The organism is Spirillospora sp. NPDC048911, assembly GCF_043198015.1.
GTDB lineage: Bacteria > Actinomycetota > Actinomycetes > Streptosporangiales > Streptosporangiaceae > Spirillospora.
In genome coordinates, this window is the sequence record NZ_JBICUD010000017.1 from 164,634 (window position 1) to 175,991 (window position 11,358).

At 71.7% G+C, this 11,358-nt stretch carries 12 protein-coding genes; 5 read left to right on the forward strand and 7 right to left on the reverse strand.

Going from position 1 to position 11,358, the window contains the following annotated elements; translation table 11 throughout:
* Nucleotides 1-123 precede the first annotated feature (123 nt).
* Nucleotides 124-1,431, reverse strand: a complete 1,308-nt coding sequence (gene murA / locus ACGFNU_RS48835) for a UDP-N-acetylglucosamine 1-carboxyvinyltransferase (RefSeq protein WP_392603618.1) — start codon at nucleotides 1,429-1,431, stop codon at nucleotides 124-126.
* A gap of 79 nt (nucleotides 1,432-1,510) precedes the next feature.
* On the opposite strand from murA, the gene ACGFNU_RS48840 reads away from it, so the two are divergent.
* Nucleotides 1,511-2,137, forward strand: a complete 627-nt coding sequence (locus tag ACGFNU_RS48840) for a GPP34 family phosphoprotein (protein ID WP_392603619.1) — start codon at nucleotides 1,511-1,513, stop codon at nucleotides 2,135-2,137.
* 60 nt (nucleotides 2,138-2,197) lie between these two features.
* Here the strand turns inward: ACGFNU_RS48840 and ACGFNU_RS48845 are convergent, their stop codons facing one another.
* Together ACGFNU_RS48845 and ACGFNU_RS48850 are read right to left on the reverse strand one after the other, a co-directional pair.
* Nucleotides 2,198-2,584 carry an ATP-binding protein gene (locus ACGFNU_RS48845; RefSeq protein ID WP_392603620.1) on the reverse strand — a complete coding sequence of 129 codons (387 nt, stop codon included), beginning with the start codon at nucleotides 2,582-2,584 and terminating at the stop codon, nucleotides 2,198-2,200.
* A 90-nt stretch (nucleotides 2,585-2,674) separates the two neighbouring features.
* Nucleotides 2,675-3,781, reverse strand: coding sequence for a winged helix DNA-binding domain-containing protein (locus ACGFNU_RS48850; protein ID WP_392603621.1), 1,107 nt, complete (start codon nucleotides 3,779-3,781; stop codon nucleotides 2,675-2,677).
* A gap of 17 nt (nucleotides 3,782-3,798) precedes the next feature.
* Here ACGFNU_RS48850 and ACGFNU_RS48855 point away from each other — a divergent pair, with 17 nt between their 5' ends.
* Complete coding sequence (locus ACGFNU_RS48855) at nucleotides 3,799-4,539, forward strand: endonuclease/exonuclease/phosphatase family protein (RefSeq protein WP_392603622.1); 741 nt, start codon at nucleotides 3,799-3,801, stop codon at nucleotides 4,537-4,539.
* Nucleotides 4,540-4,545: 6 nt separating this feature from the next.
* Here ACGFNU_RS48855 and ACGFNU_RS48860 read toward each other — a convergent pair whose 3' ends face one another.
* Genes ACGFNU_RS48860 through ACGFNU_RS48870 form a run of 3 tightly spaced genes read right to left on the reverse strand, consistent with a single transcriptional unit; the run spans nucleotide 4,546 to nucleotide 7,477 of the window.
* Nucleotides 4,546-5,646, reverse strand: a complete 1,101-nt coding sequence (locus tag ACGFNU_RS48860) for a serine hydrolase domain-containing protein (RefSeq protein ID WP_392603623.1) — start codon at nucleotides 5,644-5,646, stop codon at nucleotides 4,546-4,548.
* 59 nt (nucleotides 5,647-5,705) lie between these two features.
* On the reverse strand, nucleotides 5,706-6,866 hold the full coding sequence (locus ACGFNU_RS48865; protein ID WP_392603624.1) for an NADH:flavin oxidoreductase: 1,161 nt from the start codon (nucleotides 6,864-6,866) through the stop codon (nucleotides 5,706-5,708).
* Nucleotides 6,863-7,477 (reverse strand): TetR/AcrR family transcriptional regulator, encoded by a 615-nt coding sequence (locus tag ACGFNU_RS48870; RefSeq protein WP_392603625.1) that lies wholly within the window; start codon nucleotides 7,475-7,477, stop codon nucleotides 6,863-6,865. The genes ACGFNU_RS48865 and ACGFNU_RS48870 overlap by 4 nt, the downstream gene beginning before the upstream one ends.
* 117 nt (nucleotides 7,478-7,594) lie before the next feature.
* On the opposite strand from ACGFNU_RS48870, the gene ACGFNU_RS48875 reads away from it, so the two are divergent.
* Nucleotides 7,595-8,713 (forward strand): serine hydrolase domain-containing protein, encoded by a 1,119-nt coding sequence (locus tag ACGFNU_RS48875; RefSeq protein ID WP_392603626.1) that lies wholly within the window; start codon nucleotides 7,595-7,597, stop codon nucleotides 8,711-8,713.
* 42 nt (nucleotides 8,714-8,755) lie between these two features.
* Nucleotides 8,756-9,274, forward strand: coding sequence for a hemerythrin domain-containing protein (locus ACGFNU_RS48880; RefSeq protein ID WP_392603627.1), 519 nt, complete (start codon nucleotides 8,756-8,758; stop codon nucleotides 9,272-9,274).
* On the opposite strand, the gene ACGFNU_RS48885 is transcribed toward ACGFNU_RS48880, so the two are convergent.
* Entirely contained in the window at nucleotides 9,239-10,132 is an 894-nt protein-coding gene (locus ACGFNU_RS48885) for an AraC family transcriptional regulator (RefSeq protein WP_392603628.1), read from the reverse strand. The genes ACGFNU_RS48880 and ACGFNU_RS48885 overlap by 36 nt on opposite strands.
* A 103-nt stretch (nucleotides 10,133-10,235) precedes the next feature.
* Between ACGFNU_RS48885 and ACGFNU_RS48890 the strand changes: the two genes are divergently transcribed.
* A complete protein-coding gene (locus tag ACGFNU_RS48890; RefSeq protein WP_392603629.1) occupies nucleotides 10,236-11,246 on the forward strand; it encodes a saccharopine dehydrogenase family protein in 1,011 nt (336 codons plus the stop codon).
* Nucleotides 11,247-11,358: the final 112 nt, after the last annotated feature.

Sequence of the window (11,358 nt, forward strand, 5' to 3'; positions counted from 1 at the left end):
GGAGCCCACCCCGCGGGCCGAGGCATGGCGCCCGCCTCACGAGCCAAGGCGTGGGAGCCCACCCCGCGGGGAGGGGCTCGGGGGCGGCGAGGCGGCCGAAGCCGCCTCGCACGGAGGTTCCCGTCAGGCGGCGCGGCTGGAGAGGTTGAGGCCGAGCGCCCGGAACTGCTCGACCGGATGGTGGTAGCCGCGCTCGATGTGGTGCACGCCGCGCAGGGTGGACGGACCGTTGGCGACGGCGGCGGCCAGCACCGCGGAGAAGCCCGCCCGGATGTCGGGCATCGTGACGTCGCCGCCGCGCAGCTTGGAGATGCCGCGCACGACCGCCGAGTGCTTGGCGCCGGTGTCGTGGTAGCGGCAGGCGGGGCCGCCGAGGCAGGTGTCGTACACCTCGATCTCGGCGCCCATGCTCTGCAGCGCGGGCACGTAGGCCAGCCGGTTCTCGTACACCGTCTCGTGCAGCACCGACATGCCGTCGGCCTGGGTGAACAGCACCATGAGCGGGGTCTGCCAGTCCGTGGCGAACCCGGGATGGGTGTCGGTCTGCACGGCGGCGGGGCTCAGCAGGTTCGGCGCCGACGCCATGATCCAGTCGTCGGTGATCTCGAACCGGGCGCCCATCCGCGCGAGCGTGGTGATCGGCGTGACGAGGCGGTCCTGCGGGCAGCCGTGCACCCGGACCTCGCCGCCGGTGACCAGCCCGGCGACCAGGTAGGAGAACGCCTCGATGCGGTCGCCGGCGAGCCGGGTCTGCGCGCCGGCGAGCCGGTCGACGCCCTCGACGACGATCCGGCGGTCCGGGCTGAAGGCGATTCCCGCGCCCATGCGCTGCAGGAACAGCGCCAGCTCGATGATCTCCGGCTCGGTCGCCGCGTTGCGGATCACCGTCTTGCCCTCGGCCAGCACGGCGGCCAGCAGGACCGTCTCGGTCGCGCCGACGCTGGGGTAGGGCAGGTTGATCCGGGTGCCGCGGAGCCGCTTGGCGCGGGCGTGGATGCCGTCCTCGGCGATCTCCACCTCGGCGCCGAACGCGCGCAGCGCGTCCACGTGGAAGTCGACCGGCCGGCGGCCGATCGGGTCGCCGCCGACCAGGGGCACGAACGCCTCGCCGGTGAGGTGCAGCAGAGGGCCGAGCATCAGGATCGGGATGCGGTTGAGCCCGGTGAACGCCTTGGCCACGCTCGGGTCGGTGACGGGCCCCGGCACGACGGTGATCTCGCCGCCCGACCGTTCGACCGTCATGCCGACGTGCTCCAGCATCGCCGCGGTGATGCCCACCTCGCCGACGTCGGGGGCGTTGCGGATGGTGCTCGGCGCGCCGCCGAGCATCGCCGCGACCATATGCTTGCTCACCGCGTTCTTGGCGCCACGTACGGTGACGTCCCCGCGCAGCGGTCCGGACGGTTCGATCTGCCATAGCTTCTCGGTCACCCGTGCAGCCTACGACCCGAACCGGTCTCTTCCGGCGTACGTCTCACTCTTGTGGCCGACTTTTCGGACAGGAGACCCCATGGAGTCCGCGCTGCCCCTCGCCGACGAGTTCCTCCTGCTGGCCCTGCGGGAGAACGACGGGCGCCTGCTCATCAACTCGGCGACGGTACGGGTCGGGCTCGGCGGCGCGTTCCTGGCGGAGCTGTGGCTGACCGGCCGGATCGGCCTGGACGCCGACCAGGTCGTCGTCCAAGACGCGAGCACCCTCGACGATCCCGATCTCGGCGCGGCGCTCGCCCGGCTCGCCGGTGAGGCCAGGCCCCGCAAGCCCGAGTGGTGGATCGGCCGCCTGGCGGACAACGACCTCGTCAAGCGGCGGCTGGCGCGCCTCACCGAGGCCGGCACCCTGGACGCCGAGGCGTTCCGCATTCTCGGGCTCATCCCCAGCAGGCGCTACCCCGAACGGGACGCCGGCCCCGAACGGGAGATCCGCGCGCGGCTCACCGCCGCGCTCGACGCGGGCCGCGCCGACGACCGCACCACCGCGCTGCTGGCCCTCGCGCACGTCTGCGGCCTCACCGGCCGGCTGTTCGGCATCAGCGGCAGGGAACTGCGCGAACGGGTCGAGCGCGTCACCGAGAACGACTGGGCCGGCAAGGCGGTGGGCCGGATGATCAGCGCCGCGGCGTTCGCCACCCTGATCTGACGAGCGGCGGCGAGCCGGCGAGCGGCGGCCGGGGCGGCCCGGAACACGCCGGGACGCGCCCTACCGGGGCTTGCGGGCCACCTCGGCCCACACGGTCGTGCCGTGCTCGTCGCGCCGGACGCCCCAGTGCTCGGCGATGGCGGTCACGATCATCAGGCCGCGGCCGCCCTCGTCCTCGGCCGCCGCGTGGCGCTCCCGGGGATCGCCGCCGCCCCCGTCGGTGATCTCGACCCGGACGCACTCGTCGTCCGCGGCGACGAAGAGCCCCATCCGGTCGCCCGAGCCGTGGGTGACGGCATTGGTGCCGAGCTCGCTCACCACGAGCCGGACGTCCTCAGCGTCGACGCCCGCGGTGCCCAGCGTGCCCTCCACGTACCGGCGCAGGGACTCGACCGACGCGGCCCGCCGGTCCGCCATGATCGTCCCAAGCACCACCATCGCCCCCATGTGGCCTCTCTACCCGGATACGTCCCGGACATGTCACGTTACACTCAGTAACTGAAGCGCTCCGGGAAGGCGTGCCGGCTCGGCCCGGGTTCAGTCTCCGTGCCTCCCCCAGTGGATCTCGTGGCCGGCCCCGGCGGCGTGGAATCCGAGCAGTTCGGCACCCTCGCGTTCGAGGGCCTCCCGCTGGTCCGCGGGCAGGGCACCGAAGGGTCTGATGGCCAGTGAGGCGTGGGCCCGCTTCTCGTCGACGGTGAGTTTCCACGAGCCCTGGATGAAGCCATCGGAGAGGAAGACGGGGTAGCTCACGTTGAGGAGCCACACCGCCTGGGCGGCCTGGTCGCTGACAATGCGGGAACGGTCCTTGTGACTGATGAAGAGGTTGTCCAGCTCCGGCAGGAAGCGGGCGGGGGCGGGAACATCCTGGTCGGGACGCGGCGCGTCCGGAAGATCGAAGAGCTCGACACCGTTCTCGTCGCGGAAGACGACGAGCTCGCCGCGATGGCGTTCGACGACCTCGCTGAGCCGCGTGAGCCCACTCCACGCCTGGACGTCACGCACGGAGGCCGGGCCGAACGCGCCGAAGTAGCGCAGCACCATGTCATCGGGGGTGGCGTCCGCGGCCGGTTCCTCACCGAGCCAGTGCTGGAGCGTGGTGTGCCTGGACAGCCCGCCCCGCTGCCACAATCCGCGCGGCGGCACCTGCACCATGGCGAGCAGATGGCGCGCGAGCATGCCGAGAGCCTGGGGCTGGCTGTCCGGCCAGTCCGCGAGAAGGGCTTTGCCGATCTCACTGAACGTGAGGGGCTCCTTCTCGACGAGGACACGGGCGCGCTCGGCCGCGCTCTCCAGATCCACGTTCGCGAGGGCTTTGCCGGAGGCCGATTTGAGGACGCGCGCCAGCAGCACCTTGAACAGCGGTTGCAGCGCGAGCGCGTCGCGCGCGGTGACCGTGTGGATCGTGCCGCGCAGCAGCGCGAGGCGGACGAACTCGCGCCGCTCGAAGCGGTCCGAGAAGTCGTCGGGGTCGAAGTCCTCGAGCCGTGACCACAGCGCGGTGTAGTGAGTCTGCGGAATCTGCGTCTGAAGCCCGACGAGGTGTTCGACGGCCTGCCCCGCGTCCAGCCGTGCGCGCCGCAGCAACATCTGCCTGTCGAGGGTGGCCCGATTGAGCGCGCGACGGCTCAGTACTTCGCCCATTCGCATACCGTACTTGGATGAAACTGCTCACGTTCAACACGCTTTTCCGCCAGTCGGCGCGGTCGCGCTTGCGTGGCCTGGCGGATCAGCTTGAACGGGACGACTACGACATCGTCTGCTTGCAGGAGTTCCTCTACCGCCACAACCTGCCGCTCGTCCGCCGCCTGTTTCCGCATCGCGCCGCGAGCGGGGCCGTCCTGCTCAAGGGCGGTCTGGTGATGATGTCGCGGTGGCCGATCGCGCGCGCGAAGGTGACGCCGTATCCGGTGGCGGGGCCGCCCAGGCCGGATTTCCTGATGCGCAAGGGCGCGCAGGTGGCACGCGTCCGCGCGCCCGACGGGGATCTGGCCGTCGTCAACACGCACCTGACCTTCAACCGGGACGGCGACTGGTCGCCCGAAAGCCGTTACGGGCCGGTGCTGGAAGGGGAGCTTCGCCGGCTCGCGAGCCTCATCGCCCGGATCCCCGCGGACTTTCCCGTCGTGGCCGTGGGCGACTTCAACGTGCACCGCGAGTCGCCGCTGCTCAAGAAGTTCGCGGCCGCGTCGGGCGTGCGGGATCTCATGGCGGGCGACGCGCGGCCGACGTTCCGGCCGGAGCCGGGAAGCGCCCCCTTTCCCCCGATCGACCATGTCTTCGTGCGCGGGCTCACGGGCAGCGCCGAGATCGTGTTCCAGGACCGGGTACGGCTGGCGGACGGCCGCCGGGAGTACCTGTCCGACCACTACGGGATCGCGGCCGATCTCCACCCGCGGTGACCCCTGTCAGCGGATGGCTGCGGCGAGGGCGTGCGAGAGGTCGGCGGTCACCGGGTCGGCGCCGCCGGCCGAGCCGGGCGTGTCGGTCGTGTAGCCGAACGCGAGACCGAGCTCGGGGTCGGCGTAGGCCAGGGCGCCGTTGGCTCCCGAGTGGCCGAACGATCCGCGCCCGGCGGTCGGGGCTCCCGGCTCGAAGAGCATGGAGTACGTGGTCCGGAACGGCAGCACGAGGTCGTCGCCGGAGACCTGCACCTCGGCGACCGCGGCGAGGGTCTCCGCGGTGAGCAGCGGCGGGCGGCCGTCGACCTCCTGGGTGGCGACGGCGTAGAGCCTGGCCAGGCCGCGCGCGCTCCCGAAGCCGCCGATGGACGCGACGCCCGCGGCGCGGAACGAGCGCAGGCCGAGCATGTTACGGCCGTCCTCGAAGTCGGCCTCGATGTTCATCGCCTCGCGGAAGAACGGCGGCAGCTCGAACGGCAGCGGGCCGTCTCCGCCGATGGTGATGGGCAGGCTCGGCACGACACGGGGCTCCTCGCCCTCCGGAAGCCCGATGAAGAAGTCCACCCCGTACGGTTCGGCGATCTCCCGCCGGAAGTACTCGCCGACCGTGTGCCCGGTCACGCGCAGGAACAGCTCGCTGAGCAGCGTCCCGATGGTGAGCGCGTGGTAGCCGTGGCCCGTCCCCGGCTCCCAGAACGGCCGCTGTGCCGCGAGGCGTTCGGCCAGCCGCGTGTGCCCGGTGAACTCGGCGAACGTGTACCCGCCGTCCACGTTCACCAGCCCGGCCTGGTGGGACGCCAGCCCGCGCACCGTGATCGTGTCCTTGCCCGCGGCGGCGAACTCGGGCCAGTAGTCGGCCACCGGCGCGTCTGGGTCGACGAGTCCGCGCTGGATCAGCAGCGCGAGCGCGATGCCGGCGGCGCCCTTGGTCGCCGAGTAGACGCCCTGGATGCTGTCGGCCCGGTAGGCGGGCCCGGTCCACAGATCGACGACGGGCTCGCCGCCGACGTACGCCGCGAGCGCCGCGTTCACCTGGGGCCGCGTCGCCGCGATCTCCGCGAACAGCCCGGCCACCGGTTCGAACCCCGGCCGCACGATCTCTGCCATGCCCGTCTCCCTCGTCGCCTCCGTCACGGACGACGGTAAGACCTCGACTCTGGTCGAGGTCAACTAACGAGAGGGCAACGGGTTCCTCGGTAGATGGTCGGCATGCAGCGGTTGCAGTGGATGCACGCCGAGGTGGCCGACGTGTCGCGCCGGATGCGTTCGACGAGGCCGGGCTCCATGAGCAGCGCGCGGCCCATGGCCACGAACTCGAAACCCTCGTCCATGGCGCGCGTCATGCCGGCGTGGTCGGTGACTCCGCCGAGGAGGATCAGCGGCATGCGGAGGGCCGTCCTGAACTCGCGTGCCAGCGGCAGCAGATAGAGCGGCGTGTACGGGTATTCGCGCAGGAAGAAGCGGCCGAAGAGGCGCAGCCCCGAACGCAGCGGTTGCGGAAAGGCGGCGGCGAACTCCTTGACGGGCGGCTTGCCGTGGAAGAGGTACATCGGGTTGAGCAGGGAACTGCCGGCCGTGAGCTCGATCGCGTCCAGGTGCCCGTCCGCCTCCAGCAGCCGGGCGAAGCGCAGGCTCTCGTCCGGCCGGAGACCGCCGCGGACCCCGTCGTCCATGTTGAGCTTCGCGGTGACCGCGATGCGCGTGCCCACCCTGGCGCGCACCGCCTCGGCCACCTCGCGGCCGAAGCGCGCCCTGTTCTCCAGCGTCCCGCCCCAGCCGTCGCGGCGCCGGTTGAGACGCGGGCTGAGAAAGGCGCTGATCAGGTAGTTGTGCCCGAAGTGCAGCTCGACGGCGTCGAACCCGGCGTCCGCGGCGAGCGCGGCGGCTTCGGCGTGCGCGGCGGTGACGCGGTCGAGGTCGCCGGCGCTCGCCGCCTGGATGAAGCGCCCGGTCAGCGGGCTCAGCCGCCGCGACGCGCTCAGCGCGGGCGCCCCGTTGGAACGGGCGTCGGCGACCGGACCGGCGTGCCCGAGCTGCGCCGACACCGCGGCGCCCTCGGCGTGGACGGCCTCGGCGAGCCGGGCCAGGCCGGGCACCGCCTCCCGGGTCACGTGGATCTGCCGCCGTTCGGTGCGCCCCTCGGGTGCCACCGCGCAGTACGCGACGGTCGTCATCGCGACGCCACCGGCCGCGATGGCGCGATGGAACTCGATCAGCTCGTCGGTGACCGCCCCGCGCGGCGTCCGGCCCTCGAACGTCGCGGATTTGACGATGCGGTTGCGCAGGGTGAGGGGCCCGAGGCGGGCCGGTTCGAAGACCGTGGTCATGCGCCGTTTCCTTCCGCGCGGGGGTGGGGCGCGGCGAGTCCCGCCGCGACGAACGCGATGACCACGTCCGGCGAAGGCGGCACGGGACGTTCGCCTGGCTCGGCGAGCGGCGCGCCGTAGGTGACGAGGACCAGGTCGCGGGCCAGGCGCCAGCGTTCCGCGGCCACCTCGGCGGGCAGGCCGGGCAGGGCCCGGCGGATCATCGCGATCCAGGGTTCCGGCGCCGACCAGGGTGACCGCCAGGGCAGCGCGGCGTCCGTCAGGACGAGCCGGGCCAGGAGCGCGAGTGCCCAGCGTTCGTCCTCGTCGGCGGCGAGCCGCGCCATCGGCTCGACCAGGAACGCGGCGAGGCCGGTGACGTCCGGCGGGGTGCGCGTCCCGGCGAGCTTGTCCAGGTCGGCGAGGCGGCCGTCCCAGACCGGCCGCAGGCGGCGTTCGAGCAGCGCGGTGACCAGCGCGTGCTTCGAACCGAAGTGGTAGTGGACGGCGGCGGGGTTCATCCCCGCGGCCCGGTTGACCGCCCGGACCGAAAGGCTCTCGTATCCCTGGTCGCGCAACAGGCCTTCGGCGGCGTCCAGCAGGCGGTGGCGGACCTGCTCCTCAGGGGGCACCCGCACAGTGAAGCACCGGACTTTCCGGCTGTCAATCACTGATTGAATCGTCGATTGGGGCAGGCCGGCGGCCTGGAGCTGGCGATGATTTCGACGCCGGACTACGGTCTCACTTACATGAGCGAAATCCAGGAGAAGGTACAGCGGGCCCTCGACCGTCTCGTGGAATCGGGCACGGAACGCGGCGTCCAGGTCTCCGTGTACCGCCACGGCGAGCCGGTGGTCGAGGCGGTCGCGGGCGTGGCGGACGCGGCGACCGGACGTCCCGTGACCCCGGGCACCGTCTTCTACAACTTCTCGATCGGCAAGGCCGCGACCTCGGCCGTCGTCCACGTGCTCGCCGACCGCGGTGTCCTCGACTACGGCATGCGTGTCGTCGAGGTGTGGCCGGAGTTCGGCGCCCACGGCAAGGACAAGGTGACACTGCGGCACGTGCTCAACCACTCGGCGGGCGTCCCCGGCCTCCCGCCGGACACGTCCGCCGAAGACCTCTGCGACTGGGACAAGATGTGCGCGGCCGTCGCCGACGCCGAACCGTGGTGGGAGCCGGGGACGAAGGCGGGCTACCACGCCTACACCTTCGGCTACATCGCGGGCGAGATCGTGCGGCGGGCGACCGGGAACCCCATCTCGCGGGTGCTGCGGGACGACGTCGCCGCGCCCTTGGGCGTGGACGACGAACTCTACTTCGGCATGCCCGAGTCAGAGCATGGCAGGCTCGCCACGCTGGAGGACGCGACGCCGGACGGCGATGGCGCCGCGGGCGGGGACTGGGCGGAGATACCGGCCGACTCGCCCATCTTCCGGGCCGTGCCGAAGGAGCTCCTCCCGGCCGCCGCGCTGGGCAACCGCACCGACATCCTGGCCGCGGACATCCCTGCGGGCGGCAAGACCTCGGCCCGCGCCACCGCCCGCATGCTGGCGGCGATGATGGACGAGGTCGGCGGCGTCCGCCTGATCTCGCCGGACCGCCTGCGCGAGGTGACGACGGCGCCGGTCAGCGGCACCGACGCGGTCTTCGGCAACCCGGCCAGGTGGGGGCTCGGCTACTCCCTCGGGCTGCCGGTAGACCCGTCGCTCGACTCGCCCACGGCCTTCGGGATGGGCGGCGCCGGCGGGAGCTACGGCTTCGGGGACCCCTCGGCCGGCGTCGCGTTCGCCCTGACGAAGAACATGGTCAGCAGGGACTTCGCCACCGCGGCCGAGCTCATCGCCCTCGTCCGGAAGGCAGGGTGAGCAGTCGGGCGTAACCGGCACGATCGGGCATAATCGGCGACGATGACCACCCACGCCGATCCGGACGGCCGCCTCGCGGCGTTCGGCACCCAGCTGATCGAAGTCCACCACTGGCTCCGCGAGGAGCTCGCCCTTCTCCAGGACAACGTCGACGCCTTCCTCGACGGCACCGGCGGGCGCCCGCGCGAACTGCGGGCGCACTGCCTGACGTTCTGCTCCGCGCTGGAACGTCACCACACCGGCGAGGACACCGGGGCCTTCCCAGTCCTGGCCGAGCGGCTCCCCGAGCTGCGACCCGTGATCGCACAGCTGGAAGAGGACCATCAGCTCGTCGCCGGGATCCTCCGCAAGATCGAGGAGCTCGTCGGCGGCCTGGACGATCCGGCGGAACTCGGCGAGGGCGAGGCCGACAAGGTGCGCGCCGAGCTCGACGGCCTCGCCGCCATCATGGAGTCGCACTTCACGTTCGAGGAGCGGCGCGTCGTCACCGCCCTCAACGAGCTGAAGGTGCCGGGCTGGACCGAGTCACGACCCGGCTTCCTGCTCACCACCGAGCCCTGAGCGGCCGGAGCCGTCCGCGGAGCCGTGCCGGTACCGCCCCGGCGCGGCGCCGAACTCCCGCTTGAACGCCCTGGCGAACGCGAACTCCGACGTGTAGCCGGTACGGGCGGCGACGGCGCGGAGCGGCAGCTCCGTATCGCGCAACAGGCGCGCCGCCATCGTCATGCGCCACCAGGTGAGATAGGCGAGCGGCGGCGAGCCGACCAGGTCGGTGAACCGCCGCGCGAAGGCGGCCCGGGACAGGCCCGCGTGCCCGGCCAGCGACTGGACGGTCCAGGGCCGTTCGGGTTCCTCATGGACCGCGCGCAGGGCCGCCGCGACCGCCGGATCCCGGAGCGCCGCGGCCCAGCCCGTCGCGGTGTCGCCGGGACGGTCGTCGTACCAGGCCCGCACGAGATACAGCAGAAGCAGGTCGAGCAGAGCGGGCAGCGCGGCGTCCCCGCCGAGCGGAGTGTCACGGTCGAGTTCCTGGCCGAGCAGCTCGATCGCGCCGTGGAGCGACGGATGCCGGCCGACCCGCGCCGGGAGGTGCACGACGTCCGGGAGCTCGGCGAAGAGCGGATGGGCCCTGGACTGGTCGAGGCTGTAGGCACCGCAGAGCATCTGCGTGAAGCCGGAACCGTCGGGCCCGGCGATGCCGTGACCCAGCTCGCGCGGCAGGAACGCCACATCGCCGACCCCGAGGAGGATCGGCTCACCCACGGCGGGGATCAGCCGGCAGGAGCCTTGAAGGATCACATGGAACCCGGCACCCTGCTGCGGCTCGAAGTGCTGTTCCCAAGGAGACTCGAATGCCGTACGAGCGGAATGCGGACGGCCGAGCCGCATCGCCCCGATCGCGTCGCTGAGCACGTCCATGAATTCGAGCGTACACGTCTATGCCTCGCCATGAGACGAACGGATATGCCTGCTGGATTCTGAGGCATAGGAAGTCTCTCTGTTCTTTCCTAGCGTGGTCTTCATGAAGATCGCTGTATATGGAGCAAGCGGATTCACCGGCGGGCTCGCCGCCCATGAACTCCACCGACGTGGCCTGCCCCCCGTGGTGGTGGGCCGTGACAAGGACCGTCTTCTCAAGGTGGCCGCCGAGGTCGAGGCGGACGATGTGCGGGTCGCCGGGCTGGACGACGAAGCCGCCCTCGCCGACGCCTTCAAGGACTGCGACGCGGTCGTGAATTGCGCCGGACCGTTCACCCTCTGGGGCGAGCCCGTCGTCCGCGCAGCAATAGCCGCCGGTGCCCACTACGTCGACACCGCCGGCGAGCAGGGCTACGTCCACCACATCCTCACCACCTTCCGCGGCGAAAGCGGCGTCACCATCGTTCCCGCCATGGCCGACGACGGCGGCCCCGGTGACCTGATCACCCGCCTTACCGCGGAACGCCTGGGGTCGGTATCCGCTGACCTGCTGATCGCGGACCTCCGCCACCCGGGCGTCGCCTCCCGTGGCACGGCCAGGTCCATGGCGGCGGTCGGCGCCAAGAACCCGCTCGAATTCGCCGACGGCGACTGGCGTCCGGTGAAGACGGACATCCGGACGACACTCGCGGTCCCCGGAGAGGAGGGCGAGGTCGCAGTGTGCGGCTTCCCCCTGCCCGGGGTGGCCACGGCGCCCCGCCACGTCCAGGCACGCCGGGTGCGCAGCGTGATGCGTGAGGAAATGATGGAGCTCTTCCTGTCTCTGAACGCCGACGTGGCCGAGAGTTTGCCCGAGGTGCCGGACGCGGAGCAGCGGGCCGTAGGCAATTGGCTGATGCTGGCTCAGGCCACCGATGGGGATGGCCGTCAAGCGCGAGGCTGGGTGACGGGTCCGGACGCCTACGGCCTCACCGCCGTGATCGCCGTCGAGGGGGCTCGGCGCCTGGCTGAAGACGGCGCTCCGAGCGGAGCCCGCACACCCGCGGAAGCCTTCGACCCGACCGATTTCCTGCGCTTCCTGGAACCCTTCGGTGTCACCTGGCAGGTGAAATGAGAAAGGCCCCGCCTTACGGCGGGGCCTTTCTACCAAAAGGTGTCCGGCGGTGTCCTACTCTCCCACACAGTCTCCCGTGCAGTACCATCGGCGCTGAGGGGCTTAACTTCCG

Coding starts and splice junctions, on each gene's coding strand:
- ACGFNU_RS48865 (WP_392603624.1), bottom strand. CDS start 6,866: ATGACCACGGTCTTCGAACCGGCCCGCCTCGGGCCCCTCACCCTGCGC.
- ACGFNU_RS48845 (WP_392603620.1), bottom strand. CDS start 2,584: ATGGGGGCGATGGTGGTGCTTGGGACGATCATGGCGGACCGGCGGGCC.
- ACGFNU_RS48850 (WP_392603621.1), bottom strand. CDS start 3,781: ATGGGCGAAGTACTGAGCCGTCGCGCGCTCAATCGGGCCACCCTCGAC.
- ACGFNU_RS48875 (WP_392603626.1), top strand. CDS start 7,595: ATGAGCGAAATCCAGGAGAAGGTACAGCGGGCCCTCGACCGTCTCGTG.
- ACGFNU_RS48880 (WP_392603627.1), top strand. CDS start 8,756: ATGACCACCCACGCCGATCCGGACGGCCGCCTCGCGGCGTTCGGCACC.
- ACGFNU_RS48885 (WP_392603628.1), bottom strand. CDS start 10,132: ATGGACGTGCTCAGCGACGCGATCGGGGCGATGCGGCTCGGCCGTCCG.
- ACGFNU_RS48860 (WP_392603623.1), bottom strand. CDS start 5,646: ATGGCAGAGATCGTGCGGCCGGGGTTCGAACCGGTGGCCGGGCTGTTC.
- ACGFNU_RS48840 (WP_392603619.1), top strand. CDS start 1,511: ATGGAGTCCGCGCTGCCCCTCGCCGACGAGTTCCTCCTGCTGGCCCTG.
- ACGFNU_RS48855 (WP_392603622.1), top strand. CDS start 3,799: ATGAAACTGCTCACGTTCAACACGCTTTTCCGCCAGTCGGCGCGGTCG.
- ACGFNU_RS48890 (WP_392603629.1), top strand. CDS start 10,236: ATGAAGATCGCTGTATATGGAGCAAGCGGATTCACCGGCGGGCTCGCC.